The organism is Sphingobacterium sp. UDSM-2020, assembly GCF_016132525.1.
Lineage (GTDB): Bacteria > Bacteroidota > Bacteroidia > Sphingobacteriales > Sphingobacteriaceae > Sphingobacterium > Sphingobacterium anhuiense.
On sequence record NZ_CP066166.1, the window covers coordinates 4,378,757 to 4,398,410 of the forward strand.

At 36.5% G+C, this 19,654-nt stretch carries 17 protein-coding genes; 9 read left to right on the forward strand and 8 right to left on the reverse strand.

Going from position 1 to position 19,654, the window contains the following annotated elements; translation table 11 throughout:
- The first annotated feature begins 159 nt into the window (after positions 1-159).
- Positions 160-1,575, forward strand: coding sequence for a PLP-dependent aminotransferase family protein (locus tag JAZ75_RS18325; RefSeq protein WP_208697330.1), 1,416 nt, complete (start codon positions 160-162; stop codon positions 1,573-1,575).
- A 113-nt stretch (positions 1,576-1,688) separates the two neighbouring features.
- Here the strand turns inward: JAZ75_RS18325 and JAZ75_RS18330 are convergent, their stop codons facing one another.
- The 3 genes from JAZ75_RS18330 to JAZ75_RS18340 form a co-directional block, all read right to left on the reverse strand.
- Positions 1,689-3,338, reverse strand: a complete 1,650-nt coding sequence (locus JAZ75_RS18330; protein WP_208697332.1) for an FAD-binding dehydrogenase — start codon at positions 3,336-3,338, stop codon at positions 1,689-1,691.
- Positions 3,339-3,480: 142 nt separating this feature from the next.
- Positions 3,481-4,308, reverse strand: a complete 828-nt coding sequence (locus tag JAZ75_RS18335; protein ID WP_208697334.1) for an aminotransferase class IV — start codon at positions 4,306-4,308, stop codon at positions 3,481-3,483.
- A 345-nt stretch (positions 4,309-4,653) separates the two neighbouring features.
- Entirely contained in the window at positions 4,654-5,682 is a 1,029-nt protein-coding gene (locus JAZ75_RS18340) for a hypothetical protein (RefSeq protein WP_208697335.1), read from the reverse strand.
- Between the two features lie 437 nt (positions 5,683-6,119).
- Here JAZ75_RS18340 and JAZ75_RS18345 point away from each other — a divergent pair, with 437 nt between their 5' ends.
- Both JAZ75_RS18345 and JAZ75_RS18350 read left to right on the forward strand, forming a co-directional pair.
- The gene (locus tag JAZ75_RS18345) at positions 6,120-6,995 is read left to right on the forward strand and encodes an AraC family transcriptional regulator (protein ID WP_208697337.1); all 876 of its coding nucleotides are present in this window, start codon (positions 6,120-6,122) and stop codon (positions 6,993-6,995) included.
- Positions 6,996-7,060: 65 nt separating this feature from the next.
- A complete protein-coding gene (locus JAZ75_RS18350; protein WP_208697339.1) occupies positions 7,061-8,227 on the forward strand; it encodes an iron-containing alcohol dehydrogenase in 1,167 nt (388 codons plus the stop codon).
- Between the two features lie 143 nt (positions 8,228-8,370).
- On the opposite strand, the gene JAZ75_RS18355 is transcribed toward JAZ75_RS18350, so the two are convergent.
- Together JAZ75_RS18355 and JAZ75_RS18360 are read right to left on the reverse strand one after the other, a co-directional pair.
- Positions 8,371-9,249: an AraC family transcriptional regulator gene (locus tag JAZ75_RS18355; RefSeq protein WP_208697341.1), complete on the reverse strand. Its 879-nt coding sequence runs from the start codon at positions 9,247-9,249 to the stop codon at positions 8,371-8,373.
- Positions 9,250-9,966: 717 nt separating this feature from the next.
- Entirely contained in the window at positions 9,967-10,563 is a 597-nt protein-coding gene (locus JAZ75_RS18360) for a GrpB family protein (protein ID WP_208697343.1), read from the reverse strand.
- 52 nt (positions 10,564-10,615) lie between these two features.
- Here JAZ75_RS18360 and JAZ75_RS18365 point away from each other — a divergent pair, with 52 nt between their 5' ends.
- Complete coding sequence (locus JAZ75_RS18365; protein ID WP_232789257.1) at positions 10,616-10,957, forward strand: hypothetical protein; 342 nt, start codon at positions 10,616-10,618, stop codon at positions 10,955-10,957.
- 209 nt (positions 10,958-11,166) lie between these two features.
- A complete protein-coding gene (locus tag JAZ75_RS18370; protein ID WP_208697351.1) occupies positions 11,167-11,469 on the forward strand; it encodes a glycoside hydrolase domain-containing protein in 303 nt (100 codons plus the stop codon).
- A gap of 108 nt (positions 11,470-11,577) precedes the next feature.
- Here the strand turns inward: JAZ75_RS18370 and JAZ75_RS18375 are convergent, their stop codons facing one another.
- The 3 genes from JAZ75_RS18375 to JAZ75_RS18385 all read right to left on the reverse strand — a co-directional run bounded on the left by JAZ75_RS18375 (position 11,578) and on the right by JAZ75_RS18385 (position 13,845).
- The gene (locus JAZ75_RS18375; RefSeq protein WP_208697353.1) at positions 11,578-12,207 is read right to left on the reverse strand and encodes a hypothetical protein; all 630 of its coding nucleotides are present in this window, start codon (positions 12,205-12,207) and stop codon (positions 11,578-11,580) included.
- 67 nt (positions 12,208-12,274) lie between these two features.
- Entirely contained in the window at positions 12,275-12,961 is a 687-nt protein-coding gene (locus tag JAZ75_RS18380) for a DUF6624 domain-containing protein (RefSeq protein ID WP_208697355.1), read from the reverse strand.
- A gap of 71 nt (positions 12,962-13,032) precedes the next feature.
- Positions 13,033-13,845, reverse strand: coding sequence for a helix-turn-helix domain-containing protein (locus JAZ75_RS18385; RefSeq protein ID WP_208697357.1), 813 nt, complete (start codon positions 13,843-13,845; stop codon positions 13,033-13,035).
- 415 nt (positions 13,846-14,260) lie between these two features.
- Between JAZ75_RS18385 and JAZ75_RS18390 the strand changes: the two genes are divergently transcribed.
- The 4 genes from JAZ75_RS18390 (at position 14,261) to JAZ75_RS18405 (ending at position 19,558) form a co-directional block, all read left to right on the forward strand.
- Positions 14,261-16,741 carry a phosphocholine-specific phospholipase C gene (locus JAZ75_RS18390; RefSeq protein WP_208697366.1) on the forward strand — a complete coding sequence of 827 codons (2,481 nt, stop codon included), beginning with the start codon at positions 14,261-14,263 and terminating at the stop codon, positions 16,739-16,741.
- Positions 16,742-16,951: 210 nt separating this feature from the next.
- The gene (locus JAZ75_RS18395) at positions 16,952-17,416 is read left to right on the forward strand and encodes a GyrI-like domain-containing protein (RefSeq protein WP_208697368.1); all 465 of its coding nucleotides are present in this window, start codon (positions 16,952-16,954) and stop codon (positions 17,414-17,416) included.
- Positions 17,417-17,871: 455 nt separating this feature from the next.
- On the forward strand, positions 17,872-18,423 hold the full coding sequence (locus JAZ75_RS18400) for an RNA polymerase sigma factor (RefSeq protein ID WP_208697370.1): 552 nt from the start codon (positions 17,872-17,874) through the stop codon (positions 18,421-18,423).
- A gap of 49 nt (positions 18,424-18,472) precedes the next feature.
- Positions 18,473-19,558 carry a FecR family protein gene (locus JAZ75_RS18405; protein WP_208697371.1) on the forward strand — a complete coding sequence of 362 codons (1,086 nt, stop codon included), beginning with the start codon at positions 18,473-18,475 and terminating at the stop codon, positions 19,556-19,558.
- Positions 19,559-19,654 lie beyond the last annotated feature (96 nt).

A 19,654-nucleotide genomic window follows, 5' to 3' on the forward strand; every position in this document is an offset into this window, starting at 1 on the left:
AATGAAAAGGTGAATATTTAAAACATATAGCATAGGTGCTGTTGGATACATATGATATCCTAAAATATGTAAATTGCAGCGTGTTCTATATCCAACAATTTGAAGGCAGTGAATAATAAGATTAAAAAAAAGGGAAAATAATTAAATAGCGTAAAATCCATGAAGAAAGAATCCTTATACCTCAAGATTGCTCATATTATTGAAGAACAGATTGTTTCCGGAACAATGCAATTGGGTGATAAACTCCCTTCGCTTCGTGTGGTTCAGAAGATGTATCATGTGAGTATCAATACGGTTAAACAGGCCTTTCTAGAGTTAGAAAGCAGGTCTCTGATTGAATCTAGACCTCGATCTGGTTATTTTGTGAGTAAAATAGCGCAACGACGTTTATCACTTCCCTCAGTTGGTCGATTACAGGCCTCGGATAATGAGCACGACCAGGAAGATCTTATTGATAAAGTTTATAACTCGCTAAAAAAAGAAAATCTGACACAGTTCTCTTTAGGCGTTCCTGCACAAAGCATGCTTCCGATAGCAAAACTAAATAAAGGAATTGTGAATGTGATACGAAAACTTGACGACGGCGGGACCAGTTACGAACTTGCGCAGGGAAGTATTAATTTAAGAAGAAGCATAGCCAAATGGAGCATGGAGTTTGAAGGACAACTAACTGAAGATGATCTGGTGACCACTTCCGGAGCCATGAATGCTATTTTTAATTGTTTGTTAGCCGTGACAAAGCCAGGCGATACGATCGCAATGGAAACACCTGTATACTTCGGGACAATTCAAATAGCCAAGTCACTTGGACTTCACGTGATCGAAATACCTTCCCATCCGATTTCTGGGATCGATATGGACGCATTAAAGAAAGTTATTTCTAAAATAGATGTATGTTGCTTCACCGCAAATTTCAGTAATCCATTAGGCAGTCTTATGCCAGAAGAAAACAAAATCGAACTGGTGAAGATGCTTACCGAACGAAATATACCGTTGATCGAAGATGACCTGTATGGTAACCTTTACTTTGGCACCAATAGACCTAAGCCCTGTAAAGCCTTTGATGAAGCTGGAATAGTCATGTGGTGCGGTTCCTTTTCAAAGACACTGGCACCGGGGTACCGTGTAGGGTGGGTAGCGCCAGGAAAATTCAAGAAGAAGATCATTAGGCAAAAACTGTTGCAGACCATCTCAACACCTGTTTTATATCAGGAGGTTATTGCAGATTTTATGGAGCATGGCCGTTATGACCACCACCTTCAAAATTTTAGAAATAAGCTGTATTCAAACTGCTTTCAGTACCAACGGGCTATCGGAGAATATTTTCCGGACAATACTAAAATATCCGACCCTCAGGGCGGATTCGTGCTTTGGCTCGAATTGGATAAAAGAATTGATACAGCATCCTTGTTTGATACAGCTATCCGCCAGAATATAAGCTTTGCGCCAGGTAGAATGTTCACACTTCAGGACCGTTATCATAACTGTATGCGGTTAAATTTTGCTTTAGAGTGGAACGAACGAATCCATGCCGATCTGAAACGGCTGGGTACGATTGTGAAGAATGCTTTTTAAACACTTCTTATTCGGTATTCTTTCTGTGGTAAGACTTTATATGGTATGCTTTAATGATTTGATTTTTAGTTGTATGTAGATTAAAAATCAGATTGTGTTTCTAGGCTATCCCTTTATTGTTTTGCTATATATTGACCAGTTTTCATTCCGGTAAAAATACATCCCCCTAGAAAAGTTCCTTCCAGAGCCCTGTAACCGTGCATTCCACCACCTCCAAATCCAGAAGCTTCTCCAACAGCAAATAATCCGGGCAGGACACGACCTTCTGCGTCAAGCACTTGACCATTTAGATTGGTTTCAATGCCACCTAACGTTTTTCGAGTCAGAATATTCAGACGTACAGCGATCAATGGACCATTTTTAGGATCTAGGATTTTATGCGGTTTTGCAGTTCTGGCAATTTTATCGCCGAGATATTTTCGCGTATGCTGGATGTAGTTGATCTGTATGTCCTTGCTAAATTTATTGTCAAGTTGACGGTCCCGGTCCTGAATCTGTTTTTTTATCGTATTATAGTCGAGCAGTTCGTTTCCTGCTTTCTGATTCATTTTTGTCACCAATTCCTCCAGATTTGTTGCGACAATAAAATCATCGCCATGAGTTTTAAAAGCTTCCACAGGCGCTGTAGCAGCTTTTCCAAAAAGTCTGCTCAGAATGAGTCGATAATCTTTATTGGTCAGGTCTGGATTTTGCTCAGAACCAGAGAGTGCAAATTCTTTTTTAATAATTTTTTGAGTGAGAATAAACCACGAATAATCGTATCCCGTAGCTTGTATAAATTTCAACGTTCCGAGCGTATCAAAGCCAGGAAAGAAAGGAGCGGGGAGCCGATTGCCCGTTGCATCGAGCCAAATTGAAGATGGCCCCGGTAGAATACGAATTCCGTGGTTCGACCAGATGGGATTCCAGTTTTTTAGACCTTCAGTATAATGCCACATCCTGTCTTTGTTGATGACGTGTGCGCCAGTCTGTTCCGCGATTTCAATCATCTTGCCATCCACATAATCTGGAACTCCACATACCATATGTTGAGGAGGAGAGCCCAGTCGAATCGGCCAGTTTTTTTTCACAAGTTCCAGATTGGCTCCAATTCCACCCGAAGCGATGACAATGTGTGCTCCACGAAAACAGAACTCACCGATACAATTTCTATTAGTTTTCTCACCTCGTTTTTTATCATCAGCTTGAAGAATATCACCTTCGACACCGACAATAACTCCATTTTCGATCAATAACCGCGACACACGGTGTCGAAATTTGAACGTAAGCAAACCTTTTTCTTGAGCTTCATATGCTTTGTCAACAAAAGGCTTGACCACGCCAGTTCCTGTGCCCCATGTAATGTGGAATCTGGGTACAGAATTGCCATGTTCCGAAGCTGAACCAGCACCACGTTCAGCCCAGCCGACGATCGGAAAAAACTTCATTCCTAATTCCGAAACATAGTTGTATTTTTCTTCTGTTGCAAATTTAACATATTCAGAAGCCCATTTACGAGGCCAGAAATCTTCAGGACGATCAAACGAAGCCGTACCTTCCCAATCCTGATGAGCAAGTTGAAAAGAATCTTTAATCCCCAAAATTCGTTGTTGTGGAGAGTTTACGAAGAAAAGACCTCCAAATGACCAATATGCTTGGCCACCAATATTCGTTTCAGTTTCCTGATCTAAAATAAGCACCTTTTTACCGGCTTTCGTCGCTTCATATGCAGTAACGAGTCCTGATAATCCACTTCCAATGATAATTGTTGCATACTGTTCCATGTCAACATAATTTAGCTTTCTTGAAGTTAAGAAATTTTGAACAGTATGATCTTATTTTTTTAGAACTGTGTCAGTTATTGTCATATAGCATAGAATTTTATAAATACCAGCGTCTTCCGCTTACCGGATAAATGATGAATTATTAATGACCGTAAACCAATTCCTGTAGCAATTCCTGAAGGCGCTTTGTTAGAGGTCCTGCTGCTGGGCTAAACTCTTTATAACCCAATAAAGCAGTTACAGGAGTAATATTTTTAGTAGTTGAACTAATAAATGCCTCACTTGCCGATGCAATGTCCTCAATGCTAATATTGCGGACTTCAACCACCATGATAGTTTTTGCCAATTCGATAATTTTTTTACGTGTAATACCTTGTAAAACATCTTCACCAGCAGTTAACAATTTGCCATCTTGACTTATTAAAAAGAAGTTAGCACGCGGGCATTCCGATATCAAGCCGTTTTGTATGTAAACCACATCGTCAGCCCCCTGCGATTTAGCTGCCTTAAGCGCCTGTATACCCATCACATAATCGATAGATTTGACGAGACTAAATGGACGGTGATAGTGAAAAGGAAGTAGTTTCAGACCCTTACTTTCCAACACTAAATTTCTTTTTAAAGCTTGTTGACTGATAATTAAATTGGGCTCACCAATACTATACCCATCATTACTATATCCGCCGGTCAATAAAATTTTAATACCAGAATCCGGAATCATATTTGCTTCCATCAAACTTTTTATTTGAGCTTTCAGTTCATCTCTGGAGTAATTTACAGGTAGATCCATCAGCTCAGCAGATTGATAAAATCGATCTAGATTATCTTCTAGGAATACTGGAATACCGTGTACCGTTTTGAAAAAATCAAAAATACCGTAGCCGCGCACAAGAGCAAGATCCATAATTGATAATTTAGCTTCGTTTTCAGGAATTAATTTTCCGTTGAAGATCACATAGCCCATTTGCATATACTTTTTTATATTGAATGTTTAGCGAACACAAACCTATACAATCCTCCATTGAAAAACAAGTTCTAGCCACGTGTTTAATTTGAACTTTACCCGCAAAGTAACCTGTATTTGGTAAAGAATATCACCTTTAATTTAAGAGATTTAGCGCGAACTATATTGTTCATCATGCGCAATGGTCGTTTTCAAAAAAATCAAACTCATTCTTTTTTATTAATGATTTCAGATCAAATTCACCATTTTTATAACTTTTTACAAGTCCCATTCTATGGTATTCGACGAGTTACAGTTCAGCGTTAAAATAGATGAGCTCGCAGATTATCTTTTAGCCGAGTTTATATATACTTACAGCCCTAGATATGCATTGTAAGCTTCGATAAGTGCTTGTTTTTTTGTTTCGTCTTTTACAAACTTATAGATTGGAATTACACCATCTTTTTTAAAAAAATCAACCAGGGTAGGAGCAGTCTTCGAAATATTATTCCATTCCTGAGAAACAATTTTTTCTCCGGTGTAATTCGTGACATCGATCATCCAAAAATTGGGCGCTAGTTTATTTCCTCCAACCAGTTCAACAGCTAAATTCTGTTTTAATGGAGCGGCTTCTTTCGGTGTTTCTGTCCAAGTAGAAGGGGTGGGCATAAAATATTTATACATCGTTGGTATAAACCACTTTCTTCCATTAGACGCTTGATTATGACGATAGAGGTAATCCATTCGTTGTCCAACATCGATTTTCTTTAAAACATGTGTTCCATAAAGAGCTATTATTTCTTTGGCTGTTTTTGTCTCCAGATCATTTTTAAACGCTGAGGTTAGATACTTAGATTGAAATTCATTGAGATCCATTTCAAAGATTCCAAAAGTAGCATATACTAGTACTTGCGAAACCCCTTCATATTCATAATCTATTGATCTAAATGTTGTATCATTCTTAAATGCTGATTTGAAAGTCTCTCTAAAAATATGTTTATATTTTGCAAGCTCATCGCTGCTAAGCCCCGCTCTTTGCCCCATCGTCTGGATACATGTTTCTTTTGTTCCACTTATTTCTAATTTAGGACCACCGCTTGAACTGAAACTTTGAAAGATCGTTCCACCATCCTTGTCAAATGCTTCAACATCGATTACTTTGTTTCTAGTAGATGCAGGATGCGCATATTTACCCGTAATATCATAACCGTAGCCGAGCATATAATAGGTGTCTGTAAGATCCTTAGTTCTCCAATCTATATGAGCAGTATTAGATAGATCTATACCTGTAAAATAAGGATTGATTTTTTCTTCGTGAGTGATTAAATTATCTTCTTTTGCTTTATTACATGAAGCAAATAGAAATAAAGATAGCGCTATCAAGGGTAATTTATTTATCATGTTATTGATTTGAAATTCAAAGATAAATAACTTCTTTACATTTTATGTTTTTTTATCAATGATTTAATTAGTTGTCGCTACTGGGAAATCGATATTCAGATTTTGATCATGACTTTACGAAATACTAGGGTTAGTTTTTTAACAATTTGATCTATCATATGCTGCTAAGTACTAATTTTTTACATATCGGTATAAAATAAGACAAAAATTCAACGATAGGGAATTTATGGCAGGATGAATTTAGTAGTATGATTAGTTTTTGACGTAAAGTACTATATACTATTATAAGGTAAAGATGAAATCATCAGATCAGTTGCTACACTTCCTTTTTTAATTTCGTATCCTTTGAATCGAGGACGTTTTAATTTTTTACGTTTAAGTGTCATTAGTTTTTTTAGATTTACCGCCCCGATGTATCAGAAACAAAGCGAAAGATTTTGAAGAAGTTAAAAATAAAAGATAATCAGCAAAAGAAGGAAGACCAAGATCTGTCTTTTAGAGTGTTTGATTTAACCAAAGAAAATTTGGATCAATATATAATAGCGCATAAGAAGGATCACTTTTGCATCTACGTGATTGAAAATGGGACCATGCAAATGAGTGTAGAAGATAAAATCCATACACTAAAATCAGGTAAGATTGCCGTGATATTTCCAGAGCAGGTGAGTTTAATCGCAAATCAAAGTATAGATCTAAAAGGTAAGATCATCCTATTTGAAGAAATATTATTCTGTTCCGATATTTTGAAAAATGAATTGAGTACATACAATGTTAACCTTTCCACCCAGCTCAATTGCACGATGCTTGCCGCAGCAGATTTTCAGCGGAGTCTCGGGATGATCAATATTATTCAAGATGTTTATCAGAACCCCTCTCTAGTTAAAAAGGAGCAAGCCAGATTTTATATTAAAATTTTATTACTCGGATTAATTGAATCTGTCCATGGTTTACATCCCATAATGTATCAAGAAACTAGCGATAAGCCCATTTATATCAAGTACAAGAAATTGTTGAATATACACTACAAACAACATCGTACAGTTCAGTATTATGCGGCGGAACTGATGATAACGACAAAAAAATTAAATGCCATCACCAAAAAACATTGCGGTGAAACAGCTATTCAAACTATTCATCATCGTATTTTAATGGAAATTAAAAGGCAATTGATGTTTTCCGATCTAGCACACAAAGAGATAGCTTTTGATCTAGGGTTTAATTCGCCATCAGCATTGAACAAGTTTGTGCGCTCCAAATTAAAAGAAACACCTACACAGCTGCAGCAGGAACTGTCGCAAATGTATAACGGATAATCCCATTTGTATAACAGTGGTAATTCCTGCTCATGTACTTTTGTCAAGTACAAAAAAATATAAACATGAGTAAATTATTTATTGCAGGTGAGGTTTTCCATGGTGCTGGAAGTCTTGAAGAGCTGAAAAATATCAAAGGTCAAAAAGCTGTAATCGTAACCGGTGGCAGCTCGATGAAAAAAAGTGGTACTTTGGATAGAGCCATTTCATTTCTTGCAGAAGCAGGGGTAGAAGTAAGTGTTTTCGAGGGCGTTGAAGAAGATCCTTCTTCAACAACTTGTTTAAAGGGAGCAGCGCAGATTCAAGCATTTAAACCCGACTGGATTATCGGATTGGGAGGCTGTTCTGCTATTGATGCCGCTAAGATCATGTGGGTTTTTTACGAATATCCTGATATTGATTTTGATAGTATTATAAAACCTTTTACAGTTCCGGTTTTAAGAAATAAGGCCAAATTCATAGCGATTCCCTCAACAAGTGGTACAGGAACAGAAACAACAGGCCTTGCTGTGATTACAGATCGTGAGAAAGGTGTCAAATATCCGGTTGTTTCTTACGAACTTACACCAGATATTGCTATTGTTGACGGAGAAATCTGCGCGTCTATGCCTGCCCATGTGACAGCAAATACAGGTCTTGATGTATTGACCCACTGTGTTGAAGCTTATGTTTCCAACATTGAAAACAATTATGCTGATGCATTATCAAAAGGCGGTTTAGCGCTTGTATTTGACAATCTTAGCGAAGTTGTCCTTCATCCGGATAACATTACAGCACGTCAAAATATGCATGATGCCTCATTTATGGCCGGTTTGGCTTTCAATAACGCTTGGTTAGGTATTGTACACTCGCTATCACATCAGGTAGGAGCATTATACGGAATACCTCATGGAGCTTCCAATGCGATTTTTCTGCCCAATGTAATCCGCTATAATGCCCAAGAAACTACACGTTATCCAGATTTAGCGAAAATAGTAGGTGAAGAGACAGCAGAAGGATTAGCACAAGCTATTGAACGTTTACGCTCTGAAGTGAATAACAAAGCTTCCATCAAAGATTTTGGTATTTCAAAAGAACTTTGGGAGAAAAATTTGGATTTTATTGCTCAAAATGCACTGGTAGATCCATGTACAGGATTCAATCCACGTGTTCCTTCTTTAGAAGAATTGAAGGCAATTTATAATGCTTGTTACGAGGGAGTTGTGTTTTTGGAAGAAGTTGTAAATGCTTAATAAGATCAGCATTCTTTACAATGGTTTTGCATACAGGCAGAACCATTGTAAAGAATTTAAAGAACAGGGAGTTTATATGATTCCCTGTTTATTTTCTTAAACGCAGAAGAGATGGAATTTAAGAAGCAGTTTGTAATACGAGTTCATGAAATCGTAGTCACTTCATAAAGAGCATTTTTAAACTCACTGGGAGTTTGGTTTTTAATCGTCTTAAAGACTCTATTGAAATTTGATAAGCTATTGAAACCACAATCGTAAGCAACTCTATGTATTGAAAGTTGATTTTCTACAATTAATTTGCATGCCTGCATGATGCGTACTTCATTGACAAATTGCACAAATGTTTTTTGAGTTTGAGTTTTGAAATAACGGCAGAAAGCATTTTTGCTTAAATTCATTTCCACAGCGATTTCCTCTAAACTGATTTCTCTCGAATAATTGGTCAGTACATATTGAACTATCTTATCAATTTTTAGAGCGTTGTTAGGAAAGTGAATATTTGAGTAGTCAATGTGACATAAAACATTTTTGTCCGATGCATCTTGTAGTTTTTCGATGATTTGCAGAAATATAATTATTCTTTTCAATCCTTGGGCATCCAGAAGTTTGTACAATAATTTTTTGATCTGCTCTTTGCATTTTCCTTCATAGCGTATCCCCCTTTTAGATAGAAGCAAAAATGCCTGTAATTTCTCAGTATCATGAAATGATGATAAGATTTCCACTAAACGATCCGGATCAAAAAACAAGGCAATAGAATTAGCATGATGTTCCTTGTCCGATTCAATAACATCAGTATACCATACATGAGGGAGCTCCGTCCCAGTTAAGGTGAGGTCTTCACTTATAAAATAATCGAAATGATCACCGATTAAACGTTTACCTTGGCTCTGCACAATATAAGTCAATTGACATTCTTTATGAAAATGATAATCGGTAGAGAATGCTTGCTGCTGTGTTACCCGTACTGCAAACAAATCTTCCCCCATCGTTTCCATTACTTTTGCAAAAATTGGTTTCATAACAAGGTTGTATGTTTTTTCAATATAAAAAATAAGAAATCATTACAGCGAAGTTTTCATTGTAACCCACAAGATCGAACAGTTAAAGTTTTCGTAATGCGAATGAGTAAGATACGCGCGACCGAGCACAACGATCGTACTACATTTATGTAAAAATTCTCTTATGTGAAAATCATCAAAAAAATTTATCCTTACTACTGCTAATTTGATTTATTCTAATGTTTTTTTGCAATGCACTATAGAATCTCAACACATAGTTTTTAAACCGGGAAATATACTTTGCGCTATTAATATTATTTAAAAAAAAATAATGCCTATCTTAAGACTGTAGACAACATTTACAATTTAATAAACACGGCCAAGAGAAGAAAGGTTATCATTTGATCATAATTGTAGGTGTCTTTTTCGACGAATGATCATTACCTTGACTGGTCTGTTATTTTTTCTAAATGATGTAGAGCGCTATTCTGGTAAACTAAATTGATTGAACAGTCCAAATTATAACATTATGAATAAATATTCGAACATCATTATTGTAGCTTATATTTTAGTAGAAACCGTTAGCATAGTTTTATTTTCTATCGGGGAAATAGGTTTACGAAGTTTTTTGCTTTCAACAGGTGTGTCCGCTCGGGATATTCGCGGAGATATTGAGGACAAATAAAAAAAGAAAATTAAACGATATTAGACAGTAGAATTATACTCGATCTATATATGCTATAACTTCATAGCCTTATTTTGCAGTTCTATTTGTGATAAGACTTCTTGATCGAAACCTGACTTTTTCAAAATTTGAAGAATAAAGGCTGTTTTTCCTTCTACATAATGATCAATATCATCAGGATACTTTGCCGCTAGTTCGGTTTTTAATCGTCCATAGTCTTGTGCTTCATTCAGATTTGCGCGTAGGTAATCTCTTAACAATAAATGATTTTTTAAACTCTCACTATCTTCTACACAAACATATAAATGATGCTCATGCCAATAATAGCCAGAACCATCCATAGGCGTTAATTGGTCATCTCTTTTAAAGGCCTCTCTTCCAGGAATACCCATTTCACCGGAATACGTATAACCTAGTTTTCTGAGTATACTTTTGATCTCATCAAATTTTTCTTTATTGCTGATTATAATATCGATATCGATAATAGGTTTAGCGGAGAGACCAGGTACAGCGGTACTGCCCACATGTTCAATGTTACATATTAGCGTTTTCAAATAATCTTGGAAAACGGATTTAAGTTTTTCAAATTCATTAGCCCAATCTACAGTATAGGGTACTACTACGATCTTTTTTACTTTCTTATTTCCCATGCCGTGTGTTAGTTTGAATTTCAAAATTAAGGAATAAGTTTAAATTCAAGTTATGCTCGATCATCAAGACTTGTTTTTGCTCTATTGCGGACTGTATGTTTTAATTGCTACGTACACTGGACAACAGGTTTTTAATTTTAGAAACAATGTTGATGCCAAGGTCAGCAAGCGGCTCACTGTAGGTACCAATGTATCTTTCACGTATAATGATAACGATGAGGTCACCACAGACCGCTATGACAGCAGCCCTTCCATGGCCGCATTGATCTATTTATCAACGATACCGGTTTATAATGAGGATGGTAGCTATGCGAAATTTTTAATGGTTGTACTTTCGGCTAATAACTATGCTGTCCAGAATCCGGAAAACCCATTGGCATTACTAACCCCATAATTATAGTAATTTACAGGTCTCTTTTTGAGACCTGTAAACAGCGTTATGAAAAAATACTTGAGACAATTATCGACCAGCTTTTTAATGTCATTCATTTCCTTTTTAGCACTTCATGCTCAGACAAAGACCGAATTGACAAATGTATTTCTTGGATCTTCTGGAGATCACGGACAGCTATCTCCCGCCGCATCAAAGCATTTGTACGCACCATGGGTGACGACGCCGGCGCTATGTCAGGCTGGTTTGTACTCACGGCACTGGGTTTACATCAACCTCTGATCGGACAGCCCATTTATTATGTCAGCATCCCTTTATTTCCAGAGATTATCGTACAGCAGGGAGAGCAGAAACTGAAGGTCAAAGTGCCTAACTATAACGATAAAAACAACTATATCAAACGAGTTTTACTCAATGGTAAAAATATCAAAAGACTTTGGTTACATCATGATGAACTTGATAAAGGTGGAATACTGGAGATAGAGGCCTACGCCGAACCCTCACTTATGGTATAGATAATATTTGGGTTTCAGATCTGAAAGAATGAGATTAAAATCTGATTGATGAAGAGCCGTTTGAAATCACCAAACGGCTGTTTTATCGATTTGGTATTGAAATTTTGGTCAATGATTGTAGCCTGCATCGATTCTTTTATAAGTATTCGTCGCAATATCCTGATTCCCTGCAAAAGGAAAAAACACGAGAAAACCACCTGCTGTGGTTTCATTTGGTACGATTAAGTTGCCATTTTTAGATATGGCGAGGCAAAATGTTGTCGAGGTAAATCTATTTAATAAAATGTAAATGTCCACGTCTGTATTTCGAAACGAGATAAAGTTTTGCGGTTCCGATTTGATTTTTATTGTTTTTTCCCGTACAACATGATCCGCAGTATCAATCAATTTAAAATGGATTTTATCTTTGTTCGTTAGTTCCATTGAAGTTCTGTAAAGGTACTGCAGACTATCCCGTTTATAATAACCAGGTTCAATGAAATTCCAGAGACAATCGACATTTTCCTGTGAACTCTTTTCCAGAATGGGATTTATACGGTTTCCTATTTTTTGTGGAAAATTATCAAAGGTGTAGACCTCCTGGGATACTATTTTAGAAATAGTATAGTTATTGGCAGTTTCTGCTAAATATTTCGGAGATATTGAACCGCAGGAACTGTATAAAATCACAAGTAATGCTGAAAATAATCCAATACAAATTCGGTATGCTTTTTTTGCATAAGCTTTAGTTCTTCTCATAATCACTTAACAATTTATTTTTAATCATTCGTCAAAAGAAGCTCACGTTAAACAGTTAAAGATACGTTTACTTATTGTTAATAACATCATTTATTTGCCTTTGTGTATATGCTTTATAGATCACGCCGAGTCTCTGTGCATTATCTTCCACTGTAGAATCAAAACCAGCTTTTTTCCGTCTCTTATTTACGTTTTTAGCATCTTTAATAGGCATCACATATTCAAATGGCTCTTTTTTACCGGTTTTTGGATTATTGACCATTTGCATATATACTTGGGTACCGTATATCTGTTCTTTTCCTTCGCTAGTAAGTTTTCTATCCAGCATCATAGCAACATATCGAAAAGGTAATTCTTTATTTTTTCCTGCATTTTCAATTATTTTATAATACTTTGAGATTTTATCTGAATGCTGTACTACATAAAAAACAGCTGTATTTTCAGGTTCACCAACTAATGTTTTACCTGGGTAACCATATTTTTCAATGATATGCTCTACCTTTTCAATATTTATTGAATCAATTTTTTGCATAATTTTCCACTTACTTTTATCCAGTAAAGCTCTCGGATAATTGAGGAACTGAGCAATGGTATCTTTCCTTTCATCCGTAACCTGAGGATCTAAAAATTCTCTTATACCCTGATCAGTTCGTAGAATGCTATCCAATTGTTTCTTTAATTCCAGATTTAATGGCTGTTGAGCATAGCAGCTTATGCTAATGAGTGCTAATACTGATAGGAATACTTCTTTCATAATTACAACTTATTTTACTTACCAAAAATACACGATAGGAAGAAGCCCAAAAGGTATAAATCGGACAACTTTCACATCAGTTTAAAAACTGAACTCCCATTTCCAGGCAGGAAAGTACCTTTTGTAAATGACCTCAATGCACAACCTGTAAATTGTACAAATTCTTTTCTGAAATGCGATGAATCGTAATAGTCTTCCGTAATTAAAAACCTATGGTATGCGTTTGTATTTTTTGAGTATTGCGCATCCAGGACATTCCTAAATCTAATTATTTTTTTAAAGAGGGAAGGAGTGCAACCAACGTACTTTTTAAAATACCGTAAGAAATTTCGTTCAGACATACAGGCGGATGCTGCCAGCTCTTTCACGGTCAATTTATCGACTTTAGAAGTGCTGTTATAAATTCTTTCTAATGGATCACCTTTGTGCACGCTTAAATTTAATAAAAGAAATTCTTCGAGGCATTCAATTCTCTTTTCTAGAGGAATTGAAAAGAGTTGTGAAGCAAATCTAGACCATTTGGATTCGTTCAGTAATTGATGTGATTGAGCGGCTATTTCTAAAAATGGTAACTCGAAAAAAAAGTTGATACCGCTGGGTGTAAAATTAATGCTTATTTCGTTTACAGGATTATTAAACGTGATTAGTGTCGGTTGTGTTAATCTACCCAGTACAATAATTTCAGGCCCATGGGTTTCATCTCTTGTGAAAGTAACTTCGTTGGGCTGTATGGATATCGAGGTATGGTTAAAGAGGGCTAGACACGTGCCGAGATTTGGAAACGCTGTGTACCTTAAAGGAAAAGTCTCTCCAGGATGTGATACTGTAAAACAGGTAATATATTTTTTTAGTTGATCGGAAAGTGGTATAATATTGGTAAACATAATAGTATATCTAAAAAAATTATAAAAGGAGATATATCTTAAAGATAATAAGATTATCGCGCACTTGCACCGTTAAGAGGCACATTTCCAAAAGTTATCTCCCGTATGATCTCTAGTTTTTTCTCCCTTATCATCCTGCCTAATTCAATCACTACAATCAATATATGACCATGGCGATGGGTAATATCCCATTTCTATCGTTACTCAGAAACATGGAATTGATAAAAAAATAATATTCTATTTCCAATAATTAGTTTATAATTGCTGTTCATTATAAACAAGCTATAATTCGTATTTTCAAGTCTCACATGATATTACAACATTAAGAAGACACTGGCGCATTTTTGTGAGTAAGGGAAAAGTTGAATGGATTGGGCTGATTAAAGAATGATCATTTAAAAGAATAATTGATAAAATGGATAACAGGAGAGATTTTCTAAAAAAAGCAGCGATGCTGGCAGGTGGTATGTCCTTGTCGCAACTGCTACCTCAGTCTATTGCTAAGGCCATGGCCATAGATCCTACTTTAGGGAGTACGTTTTATGATGCAGAACATGTTGTGCTGCTTATGCAAGAAAATAGATCATTTGACCATGCATTTGGCACCTTAAGGGGAGTTCGAGGATTTAACGATCCACGTACTATCCGTCAGCCCAATAACCAGAAAGTCTGGTTACAGACACAAGCTGATGGTAAAACATACGCTCCTTTTCGACTGGATATAAAAGATTCTAAAGTCACTTGGATGGGCTGTCTGCCACATAATTGGACAGACCAGACCGATGCACGTAACCAGGGTAAAATGAATCGATGGCTGGATGTAAAACGTTCGGGATTTAAAGATTTTAAAGAGATGCCCTTAACATTGGGTCATTATACGCGTGAAGATATACCGTTCTACTATGCCATGGCCGATGCATTTACCATCTGCGATCAACATTTTTGTTCCAGTCTAACAGGCACCAATCCCAATAGGCTTTATTTTTGGACAGGCAATATCAGAGAAAAACTGACCGATAAAGCACTGGTGTGGAACGGAGATTCCGAGTTCAGTGGTAAAGCCACATGGAAAACTTTTCCTGAACGCCTGACAGAAAGCGGAGTGGATTGGAAAATATATCAAAATGAAATATCCTCCAGTAGTGCCGGTTACAGTGGTCAAGAAAACAGTTGGTTGGGGAATTTTGGGTGTAATGTAATGGAATATTTCCCTCAATATGCTGTCAAATATAGCAAGCGTTATCAAGATCTATTGATAAAAAAAAGAAAGCAGATCGACGCAAAGCTTGAGGAGCTAAAAGAAAAAGATATAGTAACTGGGGTAGAGTATGATAAATTGCAAAAGCAACTGCAAGAAACCTTAAAAGAGCAAGAGCTATATACGGACGAAAACTTTGAGAAGTTAAGCGCGCACACAAAAGAAATCCACCGACGTGCATTTGTCAATAACAGTGCTGCTCCCGATTATATGGAGCTCGAGCAGATGGAATATCAAGAAGGCGATGAGACCCGTCACCTCCAAATACCGAAGGGTGACATCTTGCATCAGTTTAGAGAAGATGTCGACACAGGTAAACTGCCAACAGTATCTTGGCTGGCGGCACCACAGCTTTTCTCGGATCACCCCGATTCACCTTGGTTCGGAGCCTGGTATGTCAGTGAAGTTCTGGACATCTTAACCAAAAATCCAGAAGTATGGAAAAAGACTATCTTTATCCTTACTTATGACGAAAATGATGGTTATTTTGACCATGTGGCACCTTTTGCGGCGCCAAACCCTTATCGTCAAGATTCAGGTAAAGTTTCTCAAGGTATCGACACACGGTTGGAATATGTAACAAAAGAAGAGCAATATCATCCCGAAAGCGGCCGTGAAAGTAACATCGGCCTTGGGTATCGTGTACCGATGATCATAGCTTCTCCATGGTCCCGTGGAGGTTGGGTAAATTCACAGGTGTTTGACCACACCTCACCATTACAGTTTTTAGAGCGGTTCATTAATCACAAAACACGTTCTGATATCAAAGAGACTAATATTACAGCATGGAGGAGGGCCGTTTGTGGAGATTTAACCTCCGCTTTCAGACCATATAACGGCGAAGTGATAGCAAAACCCGAATTTGTTCAGAAAAAGCCATTTATTAAAAGCATTCATCAAGCACAATTTAAAGATGTGCCCAAAGGATTTAAAGTCTTAAATCAAGCTGAAATAGAGCAGATAGAGCAAGATTCTCGAACTTCGCCCAACTTCCCGAAACAAGAGAAAGGGAATAGAGATTCATGTGGGCTACCTTATGAACTCTATGTTGATGGATATTTTGATCAAGAAAATGCAGCATATAAAATCTCCTTTGAGTCTGCAAATAGCGTATTCGGTGCCGCATCAGCAGGAGCAGCATTTACGGTTTACAGTGAAACTCCTTATCATAATGAACAGGGGAGAAGTTGGAACTATGCTACCGTCGCAGGAGACCGATTGTCCGATAGTTGGTCATTAAATGATTTCGAAAAGCCTGCTTATAAATTGAGCGTTTACGGTCCAAATGGTTTTTTTCGAACATTTACCGGAGGGAAAGAAAATCCGAAAATTAAAATTTCTTGTCGTTACGAACGTGATAAAAAAGGTAAAGGATTGACAGGCCGATTACTGGTCGAGATCGTGAATCAAGAAGACTGTCAGGTTAAAATATTGCTTCAAGATAACAGCTATGGACAAGCGGTACGTAACATGAAGGTGCGTGCCGGTTCGACCTCGGTTGCCATAGTTGATTTATCCAAACAGCATTTTTGGTATGATATAAAGTTAAGCTGTAATGGGTACTTGAACTATTTTGAACAGTTTGCCGGACGTATTGAAGTTGGGCAAAACGCGAAAAGCGACCCATTATTGTCATAAAAGTCGCAACGGTCTTTCCATTATTAAACAAAAAGCGTCATACATCTCAAATTGTACGGCGCTTTTATTTAGGTGCAAACTAACAGCGTATCATTCTATATATATGATTCCTTTTAATCGGGCATAAGTTTAATTTAATGTCGTTATTACTGCTGACATACTGCTGTCAGTCGCCATCGTTATCTTCGTTTAAATATTAAAAATCAAAAAATGAACAACATCACCATTCAAGAAAAGAAGATTATCGGTATGGCCATTCGAACTACCAATGAAAATGGACAGGCTGCAAATGATATCGAATTATTATGGCAAAAGTTTTGGAAAGATGAAACCATACATCAACTTGAGCAAAAGGTAAGTAACGATATCTATGCCGTTTATACAAATTATGAAACAGATTTTACGGGCTATTACGATACCATTATCGGATATGAAGTAAACACGTTAACGGTCGTTCCAGAAGGACTTAAAGGGCTAGTGATCGAAGGGGGAGACTATGCTGATTATGTGTCCAAAGGAAAGATGCCAGAAGCTATATTCAATACCTGGCTGGGCATTTGGGCTGATCAAGAATTTAATTCAAAAAGAGCTTACAAAGCAGATTTTACCGTACATGGTGAAAAATATAATGATGGCCCTGAAGCCGAGGTAGAGACCTATATCTCTGTTAAGTAGTGATCTTTATAGTTTTTGCAGCAGTACCAAAAAATATAAATAAGATAGTATAAAAATAAAAAGCCGTTTGGAATGACCAAACGGCTTTTATATGACCAAATTTTGATACTGCATGCTGATTCAACTTCTAAAAACCCAATAGCAGGAGAGTCATGTAACATATAATATTAAGTATAAAAACAATTTTCAGGTTGGTGGTAAGAAATAAAATGTTTAAGATACTTTAATAAATACTTAAATTTTTAATCAAATCAAAAGATATTAAGTCAGATAGATATGTTTACATTTAATAGTTTAATATTGCTTTTGGTGGGTATGTCCAAATTGTAGAAATCATTCCAGCCTTTCATAAATTCGGCCGGGAAGTTGAAGTAAAAATCTTTAATTTTTTTCAATTGTTAACGTTTTATGTATGATTTGTTTATATTAGTCAAGCCAATCAATGAGCCATACACATGTACGATATTAAGGATTTTAGTGAAGAGCAAAAACATAAAATCGCCATTATGCGTGATGAATATGTGTTTAAGGAGCTCTTCATTCAAAATATTGAAATTCTGGAGCAATATGCCTTATCCATTGTTAGAGACGATTGTCACGCTGAAGATGTCGCTAGCGAAGTATTTTGGGAAATCTGGAATATGGGTCCGAAGCTTATGGAGATCAAATCAGTGTCTGCCTACTTATACCGGGCAACAAAAAATAAATGTCTCAATCTATTACGAAATAAAATAGTTCGTTATGAATCTGTAGAAATGCATTACAATACCTTAATCGACGACCTATCTCCTGAAGCACTTCTAATATCTACCGAGAAAACCAAAGAGATTGAATTTGCAATCGACCAATTATCCCCAAAAACCAAAGAAGCATTTCTTTTGGTAAAAGACTGTCAGATGACCTATAAACAAGCAGCCGAAACCATGGGTATTGCAGTCAAAACAGTAGACAGACACATGCAGATTGCAATCGAAAAACTATATTTTCTATTAAAAGAAAAAAAATAACATATGGGATTGGGGATTTTGCTCTTTTCATGTGTCTTGCTATTAAACCATGAATATGTCATCAGCAGATCAGAAATATTTACAATTGATTCATAAAGTTTTGAACCTGTCGATTTCGGGTTCAGAATTGGATGAGCTGTATCGTCTAATGGCTGAAGATGAAAGTAGAATCGATCTCTACCTCTTTCTAACACAGAGCAAAAGTACATCTGGAAAAAAAACAGTCACCAAGGAAACACGCTACGAAAGATCAAAGCAAAAATTTATGTCCGATGCTGTTTACCAAGAACCTGCAATAGCACAACCAATAAAGCCAGGACGTAAAGTGCGAAAATATAGATTCTCAGTAGCGGCAGTGATTATATTTTTCATTTTAGCAATAGGAGTTACTTATATCTATATGCCAGCTACTAGTGATGATATCATCACACTCGTATCCGCCAAAGGAGAACGTAAATTCTACAGGTTAAAAGATGGTACGGAAATCTGGTTGAATGGCGAGAGCCAATTGGAGTACAATAAGTCATATGGACATAATAACCGTGATGTGAAATTATTGGGTGAAGCTTATTTTAATGTTGCAAAAAACAAAAACCTACCTTTTCATGTCGATTCTTATGGCAACCGGATCGAAGTATTAGGTACTCAATTTAATGTCAGAGCCTATCCCGAAGAGCAGAAAATGGAAACAGCATTGATTGAAGGGAAGATCAATCTACAAATAAAAGACAATGGCAAATATCGTCAATATCATATGTTGCCCGGAGACAAAATCGAAGTAACCAACATCATGAGCAATTCCATGCGTATCAGTAAAAATTATCAGAATACTTCTTCAGAAAATACGAAAGTAATTATTGATATGAAAAAAGCTACTGCGACAAATGGAGAACAACTGGATATGCTGTGGACTAAAAATAAGCTTGTTTTTCAAAATGATCCATTGGAGCTCATGACAAAAAAAATGGAACGTTGGTACAATAAAACGATTGTCATTGAAAATGAAAAACTTATGAATGAATCTTTTACCGGTGTATTTGAGGAAAAGACCTGTAAAGATTTACTTGACCTGTTGATTAAAACAGGTGTCAATTTACATTACACAGAAAAACAAGACAGTATATTAATTTATTAAAACCCAAAATTATGAATCAAACCTTTACAAAAAAGAGTATATCATAATGATATACCCTTAAAGATGACTGAACAAGCACAAAGCCCTAGTAAAGTA